This is a genomic window from Myxococcus sp. MH1 (assembly GCF_059738865.1).
In genome coordinates this window covers 8,204,162-8,223,638 of record NZ_AP026947.1, presented here as the reverse complement: position 1 = coordinate 8,223,638, position 19,477 = coordinate 8,204,162, and the positions used below count along the sequence as shown (strand labels likewise).

The 19,477-nt window shown below is 70.1% G+C and carries 16 protein-coding genes; 5 read left to right on the top strand and 11 right to left on the bottom strand.

Annotated elements, in window-relative coordinates; genetic code table 11:
- Positions 1 to 176 precede the first annotated feature (176 nt).
- The 4 genes from AC6JA9_RS32245 to ligA form a co-directional block, all read right to left on the bottom strand.
- Positions 177 to 3,020: an Rne/Rng family ribonuclease gene (locus AC6JA9_RS32245; protein WP_497958332.1), complete on the bottom strand. Its 2,844-nt coding sequence runs from the start codon at positions 3,018 to 3,020 to the stop codon at positions 177 to 179.
- Between the two features lie 553 nt (positions 3,021 to 3,573).
- Positions 3,574 to 4,017 (bottom strand): DUF3052 family protein, encoded by a 444-nt coding sequence (locus AC6JA9_RS32240; protein WP_046715536.1) that lies wholly within the window; start codon positions 4,015 to 4,017, stop codon positions 3,574 to 3,576.
- Positions 4,014 to 4,301, bottom strand: a complete 288-nt coding sequence (locus tag AC6JA9_RS32235) for an acylphosphatase (RefSeq protein ID WP_223748245.1) — start codon at positions 4,299 to 4,301, stop codon at positions 4,014 to 4,016. Before AC6JA9_RS32235 ends, AC6JA9_RS32240 begins: the two co-directional genes overlap by 4 nt.
- A gap of 19 nt (positions 4,302 to 4,320) precedes the next feature.
- Positions 4,321 to 6,339 carry an NAD-dependent DNA ligase LigA gene (gene ligA, locus AC6JA9_RS32230; protein WP_497958331.1) on the bottom strand — a complete coding sequence of 673 codons (2,019 nt, stop codon included), beginning with the start codon at positions 6,337 to 6,339 and terminating at the stop codon, positions 4,321 to 4,323.
- 595 nt (positions 6,340 to 6,934) lie between these two features.
- Here ligA and rho point away from each other — a divergent pair.
- A complete protein-coding gene (rho, locus tag AC6JA9_RS32225) occupies positions 6,935 to 8,569 on the top strand; it encodes a transcription termination factor Rho (protein WP_223781821.1) in 1,635 nt (544 codons plus the stop codon).
- 27 nt (positions 8,570 to 8,596) lie between these two features.
- Positions 8,597 to 8,908 carry a hypothetical protein gene (locus tag AC6JA9_RS32220; RefSeq protein ID WP_497958330.1) on the top strand — a complete coding sequence of 104 codons (312 nt, stop codon included), beginning with the start codon at positions 8,597 to 8,599 and terminating at the stop codon, positions 8,906 to 8,908.
- A 15-nt stretch (positions 8,909 to 8,923) separates the two neighbouring features.
- On the opposite strand, the gene AC6JA9_RS32215 is transcribed toward AC6JA9_RS32220, so the two are convergent.
- The 5 genes from AC6JA9_RS32215 to AC6JA9_RS32195 form a co-directional block, all read right to left on the bottom strand.
- Entirely contained in the window at positions 8,924 to 10,168 is a 1,245-nt protein-coding gene (locus tag AC6JA9_RS32215; RefSeq protein WP_223748248.1) for an AI-2E family transporter, read from the bottom strand.
- 138 nt (positions 10,169 to 10,306) lie between these two features.
- Entirely contained in the window at positions 10,307 to 10,762 is a 456-nt protein-coding gene (locus tag AC6JA9_RS32210; protein WP_223748249.1) for a hypothetical protein, read from the bottom strand.
- A 14-nt stretch (positions 10,763 to 10,776) separates the two neighbouring features.
- Positions 10,777 to 11,568, bottom strand: a complete 792-nt coding sequence (locus tag AC6JA9_RS32205; RefSeq protein WP_473567608.1) for a lipase family alpha/beta hydrolase — start codon at positions 11,566 to 11,568, stop codon at positions 10,777 to 10,779.
- A gap of 105 nt (positions 11,569 to 11,673) precedes the next feature.
- Complete coding sequence (locus AC6JA9_RS32200; protein WP_223748251.1) at positions 11,674 to 12,159, bottom strand: hypothetical protein; 486 nt, start codon at positions 12,157 to 12,159, stop codon at positions 11,674 to 11,676.
- A 20-nt stretch (positions 12,160 to 12,179) separates the two neighbouring features.
- The gene (locus AC6JA9_RS32195) at positions 12,180 to 12,917 is read right to left on the bottom strand and encodes a glutamine amidotransferase (protein ID WP_223782055.1); all 738 of its coding nucleotides are present in this window, start codon (positions 12,915 to 12,917) and stop codon (positions 12,180 to 12,182) included.
- A 106-nt stretch (positions 12,918 to 13,023) separates the two neighbouring features.
- Between AC6JA9_RS32195 and AC6JA9_RS32190 the strand changes: the two genes are divergently transcribed.
- The 3 genes from AC6JA9_RS32190 to AC6JA9_RS32180 are packed head-to-tail and all read left to right on the top strand — an operon-like array spanning position 13,024 to position 17,220.
- On the top strand, positions 13,024 to 14,514 hold the full coding sequence (locus AC6JA9_RS32190) for an aldehyde dehydrogenase family protein (protein ID WP_223748252.1): 1,491 nt from the start codon (positions 13,024 to 13,026) through the stop codon (positions 14,512 to 14,514).
- Between the two features lie 31 nt (positions 14,515 to 14,545).
- Positions 14,546 to 16,012, top strand: a complete 1,467-nt coding sequence (locus tag AC6JA9_RS32185; protein WP_223748253.1) for a glutamine synthetase family protein — start codon at positions 14,546 to 14,548, stop codon at positions 16,010 to 16,012.
- Between the two features lie 23 nt (positions 16,013 to 16,035).
- A complete protein-coding gene (locus AC6JA9_RS32180; RefSeq protein WP_141325637.1) occupies positions 16,036 to 17,220 on the top strand; it encodes an iron-containing alcohol dehydrogenase in 1,185 nt (394 codons plus the stop codon).
- Between the two features lie 180 nt (positions 17,221 to 17,400).
- On the opposite strand, the gene AC6JA9_RS32175 is transcribed toward AC6JA9_RS32180, so the two are convergent.
- Entirely contained in the window at positions 17,401 to 17,997 is a 597-nt protein-coding gene (locus AC6JA9_RS32175; RefSeq protein WP_223748254.1) for a hypothetical protein, read from the bottom strand.
- Between the two features lie 193 nt (positions 17,998 to 18,190).
- Positions 18,191 to 19,471, bottom strand: coding sequence for an Nramp family divalent metal transporter (locus tag AC6JA9_RS32170; RefSeq protein ID WP_497958329.1), 1,281 nt, complete (start codon positions 19,469 to 19,471; stop codon positions 18,191 to 18,193).
- Positions 19,472 to 19,477 lie beyond the last annotated feature (6 nt).

The following is a 19,477-nucleotide window of genomic DNA, read 5'->3' as shown; positions in this document are numbered from 1 at the left end:
CCCATGAAGGGGCGGCAGTTCCAGTCCGTGATGCCAGAGGAGGGTGCTGCCGTTTCAATCCCGAGGGTGAGGAAGTGGGCCACTACGGAGCCCACTCCACTTGGCTTCCATGGGATGGCTGATGCCTGGGTGAGAAGGGCGGTCACCTAAGCGCCGCCCCGCCTCACCTCGCGGAATCAGGTCGAGCTACCGCCCGACGGCTCCGAGCCACCCTGGCCCGATGCCGGAGGCGTCGAGCCACCACTGCTCTCGCCGCCGTTGCCTCCCGCGGAGCCCTGGTTGCCACCGCGCTCGCCACGCTCGCCGCCCCGGTCACCGCGCTCGCCGCCTTGTTCGCCGCGAGGACGGTCACCGCGTTCGCCGCGCTCGCCCCGTGGGCCGCGGTCACCACGCTCACCGCGTTCGCCGCGCTCACCGCCACGGTCGGCACGCTCACCGCGCTCGTTGCGCTCACCACCCCGGTCGCCGCGCTCACCGCCCCGGTCACCACGCTCGCCGCCACCACGCTCACCGCGCTCACCGCCACCACGCTCACCGGCCCGGTCACCACGCTCACCGCGCTCGCCCCGGTCACCGCGCTCACCACCCCGCTCACCGCGAGGACGGTCTCCGCCACGGTCCGGACGACGGCCGTCACGGCGGTCATCGCGCCGGTCTCCGCCGCCACCACCACCGCCCCGGTCCCTGTCGCGATCCCTGCCGCCACCACCGCCCCGGCGGTTCTGGTCCTGCCGCCCGAAGCCGCCGCTGTCCGGCTTGCGCTGCTGCATCGCCAGCTCGCCGTCACCCGAGCCAGGGGACGAGGCCACCTTGTGCTCGGGGCCCGTCGCCGAGCGACCATAGATGTCGTACTGCTCGCGGTGGTAGTTCTGCTGCGCCTTGACCTGGATGGACTTGTTGTAGCGGTCCATCAGGTGCCGCAGCTCGTTGCGCTCCTCGCCCTGGAGCAGGCGCGCGACCTCCGCGTTGCAGTTGATGACCAGCGTGGAGTCCTTGTAGCCCGGCGCCTCCCGGCGAATCTCCCGGAAGATCTCGTACGCCACCGTCGTCGCCGTCTTCACGAAGCCGTTGCCGTCGCAGTACGGGCAGTCCTCGTGCAGCACCCGGCCGATGGACTCGCGCACGCGCTTGCGCGTCATCTCCACCAGGCCCAGCTCGGAGATGCGCAGCACGTTGGTCTTCGCCTTGTCGCGCCCCAGTGCCTCCTGCAGCGCCTTGAAGACCTTGTCCCGGTTCTGCGCCTTCTCCATGTCGATGAAGTCGCAGATGATGATGCCGCCGATGTTGCGCAGCCGGAGCTGGTACACAATCTCCTTGGCCGCCTCGACGTTGATCTTGGTGATGGTCTCCTCGAGGCTCTTCTTGCCGACGTAGCGTCCCGAGTTGACGTCGATGGCCGTGAGCGCCTCGGCCTGGTCGATGATGAGGTAGCCGCCGCTCTTCAGCCACACCTTGCGCTGGGTGGCCCGCTGCAGCTCCTGCTCGATGCCGTACGCGTCGAAGACGGTGTCGTCGCCCTCGTGCAGCGCCACCCGGTCGCGCAGCGCCGGGTCCTGCGCCGTCACGAAGCCCAGGATGCGCTCGTACTCCTCGCGGTCGTCGACGACGAGCTTCTCCACGTCGTGCGCGAACAAGTCGCGCGTGGCGCGCAGGATGAGGTCCAGGTCCGGATGCAACAGACCGGGGCCGCCCCGCTTCTCGTTCTTGCGCACCACCTGGTTCCACACCTCGATGAGGAACCGGATGTCGCTCTCGAGCTTCTCCTGCGGAACGTTCTCCGCCACCGTGCGCACGATGAAGCCCGTGCCGGGCGGACGCAGCCGGTCCACGATTTCTCGCAGCCGCCGGCGCTCCTTCTCGTTGGAGATGCGGCGGCTGATGCCCACGTGGTCCACCGTGGGCATGAACACCAGCTGACGGCCCGGAATCGAGATGTGCGAGGTGAGCCGCGCGCCCTTGGTTCCGATGGGGTCCTTGGAAATCTGGACCACCACCTCCTGGCCCACCTTGAGCAAGTCCTCGATCTTGTCCGTCCGGCGCTGCTTGACCTTCTCCTTGCCGTTGCCGTCGTCATCGCGCTTGTCGCGGCGCTTCTCGTCCTGCTTGTGACGGCCCTTGTCCTTCTCCTTCTCCCGGCCGCGCGGCTCGCGCGCCTCCCGGGCCTCGCGCGGCGTGCGGCGCTCACCGGAGACCTCGGCGGGACGGGCCACGGCCAGCGCGCCCTCCTCACCGGCGGGCGGCGGAATCAGCTCGCTCAGCGCGGTGGCCGCGGCCGGCGGCGGCTCGGGCTGCTGCTGCGCCGCCGCCACACCGTCCTCGGACACCGGCGCCTGGGACGCGGCCTCGGCCGACTCCGACGCGGGGGAGGGGACCTCCTGCACCGCCACTGCCACGGACGCGGTCTCCACCGAGGCCGTCGCGCCCTCCACGGACACCGACACCTCGCTGGCCACCACCGTCACGGAAGGCTCGCTGGCGGACGGCGCGGCCTCGGACGTCGTCGGCGCGGCCTCGGCCACGGCGGACTCCGTCCCGGAAGCCACCTCCACCGACGGCGCGTTCGCCGCCAGCTCCAGGCGGGTGTCCTTCGGCAGGCCCTCGAGGTGCGCGGGAGCCTCGGCCGACAGCTCCTCGACCTCCGCCTCCGCCGCGTGCTCCACGGGGTGGTGGTGCTGCGGACCCCCGTTCCGGGCGGCGGCCTCGGCGGCCTCGGCCTCGGACTCGGTGGGGACGTCGGGCGCGTCCTCGTGCTCGCCCTCGGTCAGCTCGAACTGCGCCCGGGCGAAGTCCGGGTCGTAGACGACGTCGCTGACGTAGAGGAACGCGGCCTTCTCCAGGCCGATGTCCACGAAGGCCGCCTGCATGCCGGGCAGCACCCGGACCACGCGACCCTTGTAGATGTTGCCGACGACGCCCTTGTCCTTCTTACGCTCGAGATAGAACTCCGCGATGTGCCCGTTCTCGACGAGCGCCACGCGGGTCTCCCGACCCGCGGCGTTGATGACGAGGATGCTGCTCATGGACGAATCCTGGACGCGCGCGCGGTAGGGCGGACCTCACCGGACGGGAGGCGGCAAGACGCCGCGCCTGCGTGCACGCTGCGAAAGGAGAGGCGGCCTCCGGAGGCCCTCCAGTCAGGACGTCCTCCCCGGTCTGTCCGGGAACGGCACACGTCACGCTGTCGAGGGCCAAGGGGACCACCGCCTGCTCCTCCGAGTTCAATTGCTCCGCTTTGCCACCGGCACCCTGCCGGGCGGAGCCTTGTCTTCAACCGCGTTCGAGGTCCTCCACCACGCGCGTGCCGCCCGCTCCTTCCTTCCACACCCGGTCGGTGCCCTGCAGTGGGTCACCTTGGGGGGGCGACTTGGAGCCCCGGCGCAGCCGACGCGCCCGGAGGTATCCGGGAACGCAACCCGTCAAAAATTCAAGACTGGGCGTGACCTTCGCCAATGCGGAGCGTCACACAAGCGCCCAGAAACACGGGGAGTTTTTCACGCCCCCGGCACACGTGTAAAGCCGAGAAACGGCATCCATCCACTGTCGGGCAGATGCCGGGTGCCTCCCTGGCAGGTCTCAGGCCTGGGCGGGGGCCTGCTTGCGGCCCTCGGGCTTGTCCAGCCGTCCGCGGGGCCTGCGCACCAGCCTCAGGCCCGTCCAGGTGGCGTCGATGGTGCAGATTTTGTTGTCCACCAGGCCGATGTCGAGCGCCGCCTGGCGCACGAAGTCCTCGGAGAGGGTCGTCTTGACGCCCTCGCCGCCGGGCCAGCAGACCCAGATGCCCCCGGTGAGGGCCATGGCGCGCGCCAGGGCGGGCAGCCGCTGCACCAGCTCCGTCGCGTCCTGGGAGAAGAAGAGGATGACATCCAGGCCCGTCTGCGCGGTGATGAGGAACTCCACCCCGTCCGGCAGCGGATTGAGCTTCTGCACGAAGCCGCGCGGCGGGTTGATGACGGAGACCTTGGACCCGGCCCGGATGCCCAGCATGGCCGGCAGGGATGCCAGCGCGTAGGGCGTCATGATGTGCGCTCCACGATGAAGTGACGGTACTCGCCGGTGGCCTCGCCGTCCGTGCGCTCGACGCCGGTGACGCGCGCCTGCTCGGGACCTCGGTGACACCACCGGATGAACTCCTCCAGCATCTCAGGCTCTCCCTCCGCCACCGCCTCCACCGAGCCCTCCGAGCGGTTCCTCACCCAGCCCGACAGCCCCAGCCGCGAGGCCTCCACGCGGGCGCTCTCCCGGAAGAAGACGCCCTGCACCTTGCCCTGGATGCGCAGGGACACCCGCCTGGAACCGCTCATGAACCGAATGCCTCACCCTCTAGGCGTCCGCTCGCAACAGCCCGAGGAACGCTTCCTCATCCAGGATTCTTACCCCGAGTTCCTGGGCCTTCTTCAGCTTGCTGCCCGCATCGTCGCCGGCCACCACGAAATCGGTCTTGCGCGAGACACTTCCGGCGACCTTCCCACCCCGCCGCTCGACCTCCTCCTTCGCCTGCTCCCGCGTCATACCCGTCATCGAGCCGGTGAGCACCACCGTCTTACCAATGAACGGGCCTCCCGTGGCCACCTGGGGCGGGGCGGGTGCGACCCCGGCGTTGAGCAGCGCGAGGATGGCCTCGCGGTTCTGGGGCTCCTGGAAGAAGGTGTGGATGACCTGCGCCATGACCGCGCCCACGTCCTTGACGCGGGAGACATCCTCCAGGGACGCGTCGAAGAGCTGCTTGACCTGGGGGAAGGCCTCCGCGAGCGCCTTGGCGGTGGCGTCCCCCACGTGGCGGATGCCCAGCGCGTAGAGGAAGCGGCGCTGGGTGGTCGTCTTGGAGCGCTCGATGGAGGCCAGCAGGTTCTCCGCGCTCTTGTCGCCCATGCGCTCGAGCGTCATCAGCTTGGGCTTGGTGAGCGCGTACAGGTCCGCGAACGTCTTCACGGTGCCGGTGGCCACCAGCTGCGCGGCCAGCTTGTCGCCCAGGCCCTCGATGTCCATGGCGATGCGGCTGGCGAAGTGCCGGATCTTCTCCACCAGCTGCGCGGGGCAGGACGCGCCAGTGCACCGGATGACGGCGCCGTCCTCGTCCTTCACCGCCACCGCGCCGCACACCGGGCAGTGCTTGGGGAACTCGAAGGGCCTGGAGTCCTCGGGGCGCTTGGAGAGCACGGTGGAGACGATCTCCGGAATCACGTCCCCCGCGCGGCGCACGAAGACGGTGTCGCCCTTGCGCACGTCCTTGCGCCGCAGCTCGTCCTCGTTGTGCAGCGTGGCGCGCGCCACGGTGACGCCGCCCACCTTCACGGGCTTCAGGTGCGCCACGGGCGTGAGGGCGCCGGTGCGGCCCACCTGGATGCCGATGTCCTGCACCAGCGTGGACTCCTCTTCGGGCGGGAACTTGTACGCCACCGCCCAGCGCGGGCTCTTGGAGACCTGGCCCAGGCGCTTGCGCTGGTCCTCGTCGTCCACCTTCACCACCATGCCGTCCACCTCGAAGGGCAGCTCGTGGCGGCCCTTCAGTGAGGCGTCATAGGCGGCGCGCACCCCGTCGATGCCCGCCGCGCGCACGTAGCGGTTGATGGGCAGGCCCAGCGACTTGAGGTACTCGAGCTTCTCGATGTGCGTCTTGAAGGCGGGCACGCCCTCGGTGGGGACACACTCGTAGAGGTAGACGGAGAGCGGACGCTGCGCGGTCTCCTTCGGGTCCAGCTGGCGCAGGCTGCCGGCGGCCGCGTTGCGCGGGTTGGCGAAGAGCGGCTCGCCCTCCTCCTCGCGCTTCTCGTTGAGCTTCTGGAAGTCCGCCTTGCGGATGAAGACCTCGCCGCGCACCTCCAGCACCTCGGGCACCTTCACCCCGTCCTGGGGGAAGAGCTCCATGGGCAGGCTGCGGATGGTGCGCAGGTTGCCCGTCACGTCCTCGCCCGTGGTGCCGTCGCCGCGGGTGGCGCCCTGCACGAAGAGGCCCTTCTCGAAGCGCAGGGCGATCGCCAGCCCGTCCAGCTTGGGCTCGCAGACGTAGTGGACGGCGGGGATGCCGAGCATCTTGCGGATGCGCTCGTCGAACTCCACCAGCCCCTCGTCCTCGAAGAGGTTGGCGAGCGACAGCATGGGGACGCGGTGGACCACCTGGCCGAACTCGTCCGCGGCCTGGCCGCCCACGCGCTGGGTGGGCGAGTCCGGCGTCTGCAGGGTGGGGTGCTGCTCCTCCAGCCCCTGCAGCTCGCGCATCAGCGTGTCGTACTGGATGTCGCTGATCTCCGGCGAGTCGAGCACGTAGTAGCGGTGGTTGTGGTGGGCCAGCTCACGACGGAGCTCGCGGGCTCGGGCTTCGGCTTTCTGGAAGTCGTCCACGGTGGGCGGTCCTTACCCCAAAACGCCCCCGCGTGAGGGCGTGTCCATGGCGCGCAATCTAGAGCGACACCCCGACATCGCGTCGACTGCCTCCCGCCATGTCCCCCGCGTGCACGGGGCCACACGCCCCGCCACGTAGGCCCCGCCTCATGCCGGCGGTGAGGCGCGCCCGCGTGATGCCCGTCGTGCGGGGCGGGGTGGGGGGCGTCAGTCCTGCCCGCGCGGGCCCACCCCCAGCGAAGAGACTCGTCGGGTCCTGGCGTGGGGAGCCACGACGCCCCGTGGCGGGTGGGAAATGTCCGCCGCCGGGCTCATGTTGCTCATCAGGAAGAGTCCGGAGGGTGGCCCTCAAGATGCCTTGACAGGCCTGGAGGGGGTCAATAACGTCCCTCGGCGGTTCACTGGCGCAGGAATTTCGACGGCGCCATCTCTTCCCCAAAACCAATCGGCCCGCGCCCGCGCAGTCCCCTCCAGGGATTCCGGTAAGGGTCGCTCCTCACTGGAGAAGGTGCTTCCGAGGCCGAGCGGACATCTCCCCCGGCAATCGAGCGTCCGAGTCCTCGGGCACCCCACACCTCCCCAAGCGTTCCCAGCCATGCGCAAAGCCCGTACTTCGAGAGAGAAGGCCGCCGACGTCGCTGTTCCAGTCGAGGCCGACGACAAGCCCCGTCGCAAGCGCGCGGCGGCGAAGACCGCCGACAGGGAGGAAGCCGAGAAGCCGTCCCGTTCGCGCCGCGCCCCTCGCCGTGACGAGGACACGGGCACCGAGGCGGAGGGCGACGCCGCCGAGGCGAGCGCCGAGCCGCCCCGCCCCGTGCTGACGCCGATCTCCCGTCCGGTCCGCGACGACGACCTCCAGGAGGCGCGCATCTCCGGTGAGGACGAGTCCCCCGCGGCCACGCTGCCGCCCCCGCCGGAGGCCCCCGAGGCCCCGACCATCACGGAGGTCAGCCGCGACGGCGCTCCCATGCAGGTCATCAAGCTCAATGACCTGAAGCGGATGAAGATCACGGACCTGTCCCGGATGGCCCACGACGTGGGCATCGAGAACTACCAGGGGCTGAAGAAGCAGGACCTCATCTTCGCGCTCCTGGGTGGCATCGCGGACAAGCGCTTCGAGGTCCACGCCGAGGGCGTGATGGAGCTGCTCAGCGACGGCTTCGGCTTCCTGCGCAGCGCGGACAGCGACTACCAGCCCAGCCCGGACGACATCTACGTGTCCCCGTCGCAGGTGCGCCGCTTCAACCTGCGGCCCGGCGACACGGTGACGGGCCCCATCCGCCAGCCCCGCGAGGGCGAGCGCTTCTTCGCGCTCCAGAAGGTGGACAAGGTCAACTTCACGGACCCGATGTCGGACGCGGCGCGCGAGCGCATCCTGTTCGACAACCTCACGCCGCTGTATCCGACGCGCAAGCTCAAGCTCGAGCACGAGTCGTCGGAGATGACCACGCGCATCATCGACATGTTCTGCCCCATCGGCCTGGGCCAGCGTTGCCTCATCGTGGCGCCCCCCAAGGCCGGCAAGACGGTGCTGCTGCAGAACATCGCGCACGCCATCAGCCGCAACCACCCGGACGTCTACCTCATCGTGCTGCTCGTGGACGAGCGCCCCGAGGAAGTCACGGACATGGAGCGCAGCGTGCGCGGCGAGGTGGTCTCCTCCACCTTCGACGAGCCCGCCACGCGCCACGTGCAGGTGGCGGAGATGGTCATCGACAAGGCCAAGCGCCTGGTCGAGCAGAAGTACGACGTCTGCATCCTGCTGGATTCGATCACGCGGCTCGCGCGCGCCTACAACACGGTGGTGCCCGCGTCCGGCAAGATTCTCTCCGGCGGCGTGGACGCCAACGCGCTCCACAAGCCCAAGCGCTTCTTCGGCGCCGCGCGCAACATCGAGGAGGGCGGCTCGCTGACCATCATCGGCACCGCGCTCATCGACACCGGCAGCCGCATGGACGAGGTCATCTTCGAGGAGTTCAAGGGCACGGGTAACTCCGAAATCGTCCTGGACCGCAAGCTGATGGAGAAGCGCATCTTCCCCACGCTGGACATCAACAAGTCCGGCACGCGCAAGGAGGAGCTGCTGCTGGGGCCCGGAGACCTGGTCCGCATCACCGCGCTGCGCCAGGTGCTGCACCCGTTCACCCCCATCGACGCGATGGAGTTCGTGCTCAAGCACATGCGCCCGACGGCGACGAACGCCGACTTCCTCGGCTCGATGAACCGCTAGAGGTAGCCATTGGCCCGGGGAGGACCCATGTTGGGTCCCATGCTCGTCCGCCTGCTTCCCCTCCTCGTGGGGGTGACACTCGGAACCGTGGGATGCGATGTGGACCCCCTGGGGCCACTGCTGGACCCGCCGCCGGTGCTGTCCAGCCGCGCCTGTTACACAGACGACGATTGCGTCGCGGACGCGTGCTGCGGGCTGGGAACGGCCGTCACGCACGCGGACGAGGGGCCCAACTGCCGCGGCGTGAGCTGCACCAGCGGCTGCCCCGAGGGCTCCATCGACTGCGGGCGCTGCATGCCCATCTGCCGCGGAGACCGCTGCGCCGCCGCCTGTCAGTGAGGCCGTGCCTCTCCCTCAGGCCGCGGGCGTCTGCTGCCCCGGGGTGGCGACGGCCGGCTGCGGCTCGGCGCCCGGCAGCGTCACCACAGCCTGGGGCTGCGCCTTGAGGCGCGCGTAGTCGAAGCACGCCACGAGGATGGCGGTGATGGGCACCGCGAAGAGCGCGCCGATGAGGCCGAAGAGCCGCTCGCCCGCGATGAGCGAGAAGGCCACGATGACCGGGTGGATGCGCGCGGCCTGGCCCATGATTTTCGGGTTGAGGAAGTACGCCTCCACCGCGTGGATGCCGATGATCCACAAGAGGATGGCCACGCCCTTCTGGAAGCCGTCCGCCAGCGCGATGAGGACGATGGGCACCGAGCTCAGGATGGTGCCGAAGATGGGGATGAGGCTGAAGAACGTGGCGATGGTCGCCAGCAGGAACGCGAACTTCACGCCGAAGAGCAGGAGCCCCACGAAGGTCAGCGCGCCGTTGACGACGCAGATGGTGACCTGGCCGCGCACCACGCCGGACAGCGAGCGGTCCAGGCGCTCGGCGAGCTGCCGCGCGTCCTGCGCGTACTCGGGAGGCACCAGCGTGCCGCAGTAGCGGCGGATGGCCTGCCCGTCGATGGAGAAGAAGGCCGCCACCATCAGGATGAAGAACAGCATGAAGACGCCCGCGGCCACGCTGGCGACGATGCGGCGCGACACGTTGACGATGTCGCCCAGGTTCTCCTGCACCAGGGACGCCACGCGCTTCACCGCGTCCCCCATGAGCTGCTCCAAATCCAACGCCAGGCTGAACTGCCCCGCGCCGGCCGCGTCCGCGCCCTCCAGCGCGCGGTTGGACAGCGCCACGGGGATGCCCTGGGCACTCAGCCACGTCTCCGCGCGCTGCGCGAGCACCTGCACCTGCTCGGGCGTCAGCGTGTTGGCCAGCGCCATGAGGTCGCGGCTCACGCGCGCCATCTCCCGGTACAGCTGGGGCACCAGCGCGACGAAGAACAGGTACACGCCGACGAAGAAGCCCGCGTAGATGAGCAGGATGGCCACCCAGTGCGGCACCTGCCGCCCGGCCACCTTCACCCGCGTGATTCGCGACACCAGCGGCTGCACCAGATAGGCGATGAGCGCCGCGCCCGCGAAGGGCATCACCACCGAGCGGAACGTCACCAGGACCAGGGCCACCACGAGCCACAGGGCCCCCAGCACCCACAGGCGATGGCGACGGTCGACGATGGGCGTCGGAGGCGGAGAGTCCACGGGCTGCGGCGACATGTCTCGGGCTTATGGCACCGCCCGCGCGCTGACAAGGCCCGCTCGCCCACGTTCTCGTTCGTGCCCCAAGCAGGGGCTCGCCCGGGTGCCGGGGTGACGGAAAGTTTCCCCCATCCCCGGTCCAACCGGCGGGGCTGCTCAGGCGGAGGGCTGCTGGAGGCGGAGCTTCCGCTCCAGCCGGTCCAGGCACTCGTGCATGTGCTTGCGCTTCACCCGCCCCTCGGTGGCCTCGCCCAGCCCGTGCATCTGCTCCGTCAGCCAGCGCGACAGGAACAGCAGGGCCAGCCTGTCGTCGGGGCCCAGGCCGCGCTCCAGGTAGCGCTGGTGGCGCATGTAGTCGTCATACGCGTCCGTCTCGTGGGACAGCTCCCAGCGCGTCAGCCGCAGGGCCTCCGTGTACACGGAGGGGGAGGGGCGGGGACGGGGCTCGGTGAACAGGGGCGCGAAGTGGCCTCCGGTGTCCAGGTCCACCTCCTGCACCGGCGGCGGCCAGCGCTGCAGGTCCTGCGCGAGCAGCTTCGCCACCTCCTCCACCAGGTGCTCCAGGAGGGTGACGGGCTTCAGGTCGAAGAGATGGTCCCACCGCGAGGGCATGTCCCCTCTCTACCTCAAGAGGCGGAGGGCGGCAGCGCGCGCAGCGCCGGGGCGTGCTCGCCATACCCCGCGGCCAGCTCGCGCCGGATGACCTGGTAGACGGACTTGCGCGTGAGCAGCTCCCCATGGCCCGCGTCGGGCAGCTCGTGGTTGAAGACATTGGGCTGCCCGTCGACCTTCAGACGCGCGGAGGTCCACGGCGTCACCTCGTCCGTGCGTGAGTAGAGCGACGACACCCGCACGTTCCGGGGGAACGCGCCGGTGGAGAGCTGGCGCAGGAAGGGGGACACGGGCGTGAGCTGCCACATGCTGCGGCTGAACCAGCCGAGCGTCGCGCAGCCCAGGTACGCCAGGGGGCAGCCCTGATGCGGCGTGCCCAGCGTCACGAGGTTTCGCACCCGCTGGTCTCCGCCCAGGCGCTTCACGTAGTACGTGCCGATGAGGCCGCCCTTCGAGTGGCCGATGATGCTCAAGGGCCCCATGTGCGGGTAGCGCGCGTACATGCGCTCCACCTTCTCACGCACCTTCTCGGCCAGCGCGTCGATGCCGTGCGTGTTGAAGCGGTCCAGCGCGCCGCCCAGGTGGATGGACCACACGGCGTAGCCCTCGCGCCGCAGCCGCTGCTCGAGGACCTCGAACACCCGGCGCGTGCTGAAGAAGCCGTAGAGCAGCAGCACGGGCCTGGGGCAGTGGGCGAAGTCCGTCCTCCGGACGATGCGGTTGGCGTCCGCGTCCAGGTGGAGCTGGCCGATGAGGCTCTTGAGCCGGCGGCTCCACCGGCGATAGCGCGGCAGGAAACGTTTCATGGCGCACCCGAGCGACGCGCGAGGCGCCGTCCGGGCTCAACCTGTGGATTCCCACCACCCGATGCAGGCGGTGCGGGGCGCTCGCGAACCGCGAACGCTATCTGCTCAACGTCCCGCGTCCGCGCCTCCCGGGCCCGCGTCGGGAATCCCACCATCCCCCGTCCCCGCGTCCGTGCCACCATCCCCGGGGCCGGTGATGCAGCAGGCGGGCACCTGGTCGAAGTACAGCGCCGACTGCGAGCAGAAGACCCGGATGTCCCGGCGGTGCGCGCCGCAGCCGGTGACGAAGCGCCCGTCCTCGCACACCGGCTCGGGCGCCGTCGCCGGGTCACACGCCGTCAGGCTCAGCGCGCACACGGCCCGTGAGCGATAGAAGCGCGCGTCGCTCCGGTCTCCGGCGACGACGGTGCACGTGGCGCCCCGGTCGCACTGCTGGAAGACGGGGCCGGTGGAGCAGGGGCCCACGGTGCAGGCCGTCTCACAGTTGAGCGCCTCCCCCTCGTCACAGCGGGGCGCCTGGTCGCACGGGTTCCCATCCGAGCAGGAGGTGACGAGGAGGGCGAGCAGGAAGGACAGGAGGATGCGCGGCAAGGGAGGCCTCGGGAAGCGGGTCAGGTGAAGCGCTCCAGGAAGTTCATCAGGATTCGGCGCCCGAAGGGAGTGGGAGCAAGGCCCGCCAGCAGCCTCGGCACCTCCTCGCCGGGCACGCGCCCTCGCGCCAGCGCCTCCTTCTCCAGCCCGTCGCGCCGGGCGTCGATGACGGCGCGCAGCGCCTCGGGGCTCGCCTCCGGGTGGAACTGCACGCCCCGGACCTTGGGGCGGAAGGCGAGCGCCTGCGTGGCCGTGTTGTCGTTGCCCGCGAGCACCCGCGCGCCCTCGGGCATGCACGTGACGATGTCCTCGTGCGTGGCCTGGGTGGCGAAGAGCTCCGGCACGCCGTCGAACAGCGCGTCCCGGCGTCCCTCCTCGGTGAGGCGCACCTGCACGGTGCCCGTCTCCCGGCCGCGCGGATTGCGCGCCACCTGTCCGCCGTACGCATGCGCGAGCAGCTGGTGACCGAAGCACACGCCGAGCACCGGCGTGCCCGCCTCGGCGGCGCTCAGCATGAAGTCCGCGGCGCGCTCCATCCAGGGCTCCAGCTTCGTCACCGACAGCGGTGAGCCCGTCATCATCACCGCGTCATACGCGCGCGCGTCGCGGGGAAGCGGCGCGTCGCGGTGCACGGGGAGGATGTCGAAGCGATGACCCTCCAGTCCAATGGTGCGCAGGAACCACTGCTCGTAATCACCCACACTGAGGCGCACGGACACGGCCGCCTCGCCGGCTTTCAGCAACAAGACGTTCTTCACCGCCGCAGGTTGCCGCGTCTGGACGTCATTCCTACCCTGTCGTGCCACCTGTGTTCGCTCCTGGCCAATCCGTCTGGAACGCCCCCGTGCGCCCCGAGGAATCCCCATGATTGATGCACGCTCCCTCTCCCCACGGCTTCCCGTCCTGCAGCTGCTCATCGACGGACAGGGTGTGGACCCCATCGAAGGGGGCACCTTCCCGGTGGTGAACCCCGCCACGGGTGAGAAGGTGTGCGACGTGCCGAGCGCCACCGCGGCGGACGTGGACCGCGCGGTGAAGGCCGCCCGGCGCGCGTTCGAGTCCGGCCCGTGGAGCAAGATGTCCGCCCGTGAGCGCGGCAAGCTCATCCGAAAGCTCTCCGACCTGCTCTGGCAGCGGCGCGAGGAGTTCGCGCTCGTCGAGTCGCTCAACAACGGCAAGACGTTCCGCGACGCCATCCGTGGGGACGTGGCGCCGGGCGCCGGCACGCTCGCGTACTTCGCGGACTGGGCGGACAAGGTGCATGGCGAGGTGCTGCCGGTGGACGGGCCCTTCCACACCTACGTGCTCAAGGAGCCGGTGGGCGTGGCGGGCCTGATTGTCCCCTGGAACTATCCCACGTGCATCCTGTGCTGGAAGCTGGGCCCCGCGCTCGCCGCCGGCTGCACCGTGGTGGTGAAGCCCTCCGAGATGACGCCGCTCACGGCGATGAAGCTGGGCGCGCTGGCGCTGGAGGCGGGCTTCCCGCCCGGCGTGCTCAACGTGGTGCCCGGCTACGGAGACCCCGCGGGCGAGGCGCTCGCGCGCCACCCGGACGTGGACAAGATTTCCTTCACCGGCTCGGGGCGCACCGCGCGCCGGCTGATGCAGGCGTCGGCGGGCAGCAACCTGAAGAAGCTGACGCTGGAGTTGGGCGGCAAGAGCCCCCAGGTCGTCTTCGCCGACGCCGACATGGACCGCGCGGTGGAGGCGTGCTTCTGGGGCATCTTCGGCAACAAGGGTGAGACGTGCAACGCGGGCAGCCGCGTGCTGGTGCAGGACAGCGTCTACGACGAGTTCGTGGGCCGGCTCGCCGAGCGCGCGAAGAAGCTGCGCGTGGGTGACCCGCTGGACCCGTCCACGGAGATGGGCGCGCAGGTGAGCCAGAAGCAGCTCGACACCATCCTGGGCTACGTGGAGAGCGGGCGTCAGCAGGGCGCGCGGCTGCTCGCGGGCGGCGAGCGCGACACGGAGAGCGCCAAGGCGAAGGGCTGCTTCATGAAGCCCACCGTCTTCGGCGACGTGAAGCCGGACATGAAGATCGCCCAGGAGGAGATCTTCGGCCCGGTGCTCGCGTGCATGCGCTTCAAGGACGACGCGCAGGCGCTGGAGCTGGCCAACGGCACGCTCTACGGGCTGGCCGCGTCGCTGTGGACGCGCGACGTGGCGAAGGCACACGCGCTGGCTCGCAAGGTGAAGAGCGGCGTGGTGTGGATCAACTGCTTCAACGAGTTCGACGATGCCGCGCCGTTCGGCGGCTACAAGGAGTCCGGCTGGGGCCGTGACTTGTCGCACCACGCGCTGGAGGGCTACCTCCAGACGAAGGCGGTGTGGACGAAGCTGCCCACGGACACCTGAGCATTCCCTCACCCCACGAAGGAAGGTCCCGATGCCGACCCGTTCCAAGGCGAAGGTACTCACGCACCCGGCCGTGGCTCGCAGGGCTCGCGCGAAGGAGCGCGGGGGGCCGGTGCGCGGCGCCGCCGTGCCCCGGGACTCGGGTGGCGCGGACTCGATGCGGCGCTGGCTGGACGAGCGCGGCGCGAAGAAGGTGAAGGTCGGCGCCGTCGACATCGATGGCGTCTGGCGCGGCAAGTACATCTCCGTGGACAAGTTCCTCAGCGCCGCCAAGAGCGGGCTGGGCTTCTGTGACGTCGTCTTCGGCTGGGACTTGAGCGACGAGCTGCTCGACAACACGCAGGTGACGGGCTGGCACACCGGCTACCCGGACGCGCACGCCACGGTGGACCTGTCCACGGGGCGGATGATTCCGTGGGAGCCGGACACCGCGGCGTTCCTGCTGGACTTCGTCAACCCGGACGGCACCCCGTTCGAGGCGAGCCCGCGGCAGCTGCTGCAGAAGGTCGCGGCGCGCGCGCGGGAGCAGGGCTACCTGCCGCGCTTCGGCGCCGAGTACGAGTTCTTCATCTTCAAGGAGCAGCCGCACACGCTCCGGGAGAAGGGCTTCCAGGAGCTGACGCCGCTGACGCCGGGCATGTTCGGCTACTCGTGGCTGCGCACGTCGCTCAACGCGCCGCTGGTGCACTCGCTCATCGACGGATGCAACGGCTTCGGGCTGGACATCGAGGGCTTCCACACGGAGACGGGCCCCGGCGTGTTCGAGGCGGCCATCCGGTATGACGACGTGGAGCGCTCGGCGGACAAGGCGGCGCTCTTCAAGACGGTGGTGAAGGAGCTGTGCGCGCGCCAGGGCCTGTCCGCGTGCTTCATGGCGAAGGTGAACGCGAAGCTGCCGGGCTGCTCGGGGCACGTGCACCAGTCGCTGTGGGACCCGAAGGGTGAGCGCAACCTCTTCCATGAAGAGGGCGCGCCGCACGGGATGAGCCGGCTGATGCGGCACTACATCGGCGGGCAGATTGCCCTGATGCCGGAGCTGACGGCGCTCTACTGGCCCACCATCAACAGCTACAAGCGCAGCGTGGAGAACACCTGGGCGCCCACCACCGCGGCGTGGGGCCTGGAGAACCGCACCTGCGCGGTGCGCGTCATCGGCGAGAGCGCCAAGGCGATGCGCATCGAGTACCGCCAGCTGGGCGCGGACATGAACGCGTACATCGGCATGGCGGTGAGCCTGGCCGCGGGCCTGTGGGGCATCGAGAACGAAATCGAGCCGCCACCCGCGTGCAACGCCAACGCGTACGCGTCCCACGAGGCCGCGCCCCTGCCGCGCAACCTCAAGGACGCGGTGACGCTGCTGAAGCAGAGCGAGCGCGCCCGGGAGCTGCTGGGCGAGGGCTTCGTGGACCACTTCGTGCGCACGCGCGAATGGGAGGTGCGCCAGTACGAGCGCGCCGTCACCAACTGGGAGCTGGAGCGCTACCTGGAGCTCATCTGATGAGCCCGAGGGAGGAACCCGAGATGAAGCCGTTCGACATCCCCACCGAGCCCCGTGTCACCGAGATGGCGTGGCCCACCCGTATCGTGCTCGGCGCGGGGGCCCTCCAGCGGCTGCCCGCCCAGGCGCAGCGGCTGAAGATGAAGCGCCCGCTGCTGGTGACGGACGCGGGCGTGGTGAAGGCGGGCCTGGTCTCCCGCGTGCTGGAGGTGCTCAAGACGGCGGGCCTGCCGTGCGCGGTCTTCGACAAGGTGGAGCCCAACCCCACGGAGAAGGACGTCTTCGCGGGCCTGGAGGTCTACCGGAAGAACGACTGCGACGGGCTCATCGCCCTGGGCGGAGGCAGCGCGCTGGACGCGGGCAAGCTGGTGCAGCTGCTCACCACGCACGAGCCGCCGCTCAGCCGCTACGACGACGCCAAGGGCGGCGACCAGTACGTGAAGGACGACCTGCCGCCGCTCATCGCCATTCCCACCACCGCGGGCACGGGCTCGGAGGTGGGGCGCTCGGGCGTGGTGACGCTGGAGGACACGGGGCGCAAGACGGTCATCTTCAGTCCGCACCTGCTGCCGGGCGCCGCCATCGTGGACCCGGAGCTGACGCTGGGGCTGCCTCCAGGGGTCACCGCGGCCACGGGCATGGACGCCTTCACGCACTGCCTGGAGGCGTACCTGTCGCAGGGCTTCCATCCGCTGGCGGACGCGGTGGCCATCGACGGCATCCACCGCGTGAGCCGCTCGCTGGTGACGGCGGTGCGCGAGGGGACGAACCTGGCGGCGCGCACGGACATGATGGTGGCCGCGATGCAGGGGGCCATGGCCTTCCAGAAGGGCCTGGGCGCGTGTCACGCGCTGGCGCATGCGCTGACGCCCATCTCCGGCGTGCACCATGGCCTGGCCAACGCGGTGGTGCTGCCGGTGGTGATGGAGTTCAACCGCGCGGCGAGCACGGCCAGGCTGGCCCGCGTGGCGGTGGCGATGGGCGATACGTCCAACGCGCGCGAGGAGGTGCTCGCGAGCAACGCCATCGAGCAGGTGCGCAAGCTCAACGCGGCCATCGGCATCCCCGCGCGGCTGCGGGACGTGGGCGTGCGTGAGGAGGACCTGCCGCTCATCGCGCAGAAGGGCTTCCTGGACGCCTCGCACCTGAGCAATCCGCGCAAGGTGACGGAGGCCGACCTGTTGGCCATGGCCCGCGAGGCCTGGTGATTCAGGGGAGGTGACTCGAGGAGGTCTCGCGTCCTCCTCGGGTGATGTGCCCAGGCGCCCGTGTGGCTCGACGTGAGCGATACGCGCCGAGCCGGTCTGCGTCCGGCTCGCGTGGCGCTCAGGCGGTGTGACACGCGCGACACGCGTCGAGGAGGTCTCGCGTCCTCCTCGGTGCCGGGCTCAGGTCCCTTCGTCCGCGGCCGCCGGCTGTGCGCCTGCGGTGCCTCCGTCGCCGAGCACCGTGGCGCCCAGGTCCTGGTCCGGCGCGGCGCCGGAGCCCGAGTCCGTCACCTCGCCGTGGGTGCCCACCACCGCGCCGGTGATCTCCGCGGTGCCTTCCTCCGGGACGAAGTCCATCGTCTCCACGAACACGCGTCCCGGCAGCCGCAGGTCCATGGCGCTGATGCGGTCCTGTCCGCGCAGGTCGTAGAGCTGCTGCGCGACGGGGCCCGCGGGGATGCGCTCGTCGGAGAAGAAGATGTAGACCTTGACCTTCCCCTCCTGTGTCGGGACGCGGAAGCTGGTGTTGGCGACGGGCTTGTTCGCGTCGCAGCGGATGGAGCGGTTCTCCCGCGTCAGCGTGAGCTGACGGATGACGCCCTTCTCCGACACCGTGTAGAGCATGCAGTACGGAAGCTGTCCGGCCGAGGGGATGACCTCCATCGTCGCGGGCCCCGTCTTGCGGACCTGCGCCCGTGTGCCGCGGTCCTCTTTCTTGCCGTTCTGGCAACCCACGCTCATCGCCGCCACTGCCAGCACCATGCTCCAGCGCTTCATGTGTCCCTCCCGGGGCGTGGAAGATCCACCATCCGCGTTCGAAAGCCTACTCCGAGCGTCATGCTCGGGGGATGGGCTGTCGCCCGCCCGCCTGGAGGCCGCGCGATACAAAGACCGTAAGTGCACATCCGTGCGCTTCGACACCGGAGCCCGAACCCTCGTTCATTCCAGTGTCCCGCCGCGCGCACCGCTCTCAGCGGATCCTCAGTTTGCGCAGCGCGTCGACCGCTTCGTCAAACCCTACGATGACGAACAGCACCAGCGTGGCGACGAGCGCGGCGTTGACGAGCCAGCCGTTGCGCAGCGAGCCCACCCAGTCCCGCCGGTTGTTCATCCACAAAAGGGTGGCGGCGAGCAGTGGCATGAACAGCGCCCCCACCACGGCATACGCGAGCTGTGCGCGCTGCAGCGGCGCCCAGAGCATGGGCAGGGGCACGAGCGAGAGCGCCACCAGGTACAGCTTCCACGCGCGCGTCGTCCGCAGATCCACGAGGCCCCGGGCCTCTCTGCGCTGGATGCGCAGGAAGTCCGCGAAGAGGTAGGGGACGCCCTCCCAGACGCCCAGCAGGCTGGAGAACACGGCGCCCCAGAAGCCGGCCAGGAACACCCAGTAGCCCACCGGCCCGATGATGGCCTCCAGCCGCGTCGCGAGCACGGTGGCGACCCGCAGGCCCGTGCCCTCCAACTGGAGCGTCGAGCCGATGATGACCATGGCGGCGCCGAACATCCCCGTGAGCGCGTAGCCCACGGCCAGGTCCGTCTGACAGGTGCGCAGACCGCGCGGGCCCTCGCGCCCCTTCTCCCGAATCCAGTAGCCGTAGGAGAGCATCGTCACCGTGCCGCCCACGCCGCCCAGCAGCCCCAGCACCCAGGGCGCGCCCTGGTCCGGCAGCGAGGGGACGACGAGTCCGCGCGCGGCGGCGGCCCAGTCCGGCTCCGAGGCGAGCGCGGTGAAGAGCACCGCGCCGAACATCAACGCGATGCAGGCGGCCATCAGCTTCTCGAAGAGCCGGAAGCCGCCCAGGCCCACGAGCGCCAGGCCCACCAACGAATGAATCACGCCCCACAGCCGGCGCGACGTCTCCGGGTCACTGGCCAGGGGCCACAGCGCGTCGCCCGCCGCGCCGCACGCGGAGATGAGGGCGCCACCGGTGAAGAAGCTCCAGCCGAGCAGGTAGATGAAGAAGACGAAGCGCAGGCCCGCGCCCAGGCGGGCCCAGCCCTCCAGCACGGTGGTCCCGGTGGCGAGCTGCCAGCGGGCCACGCCCTCGTTGAGGAAGCCCTTGAGCACCGAGCCCACGGCGGCGGCCCACAAGATGGACACACCCACCGCGGAGCCTCCGAGGCTGGCGGTGAGCAGGTCTCCAGCGCCGACACCCGTGGCGGCGACGAGGATGCCAGGACCGAAGCGCGCGAACAGCCCGGGCTTGTCACTGGCGAGCGGCTGCGCGGAGGACGGTGCGTTGCTTTCCATGGCGGT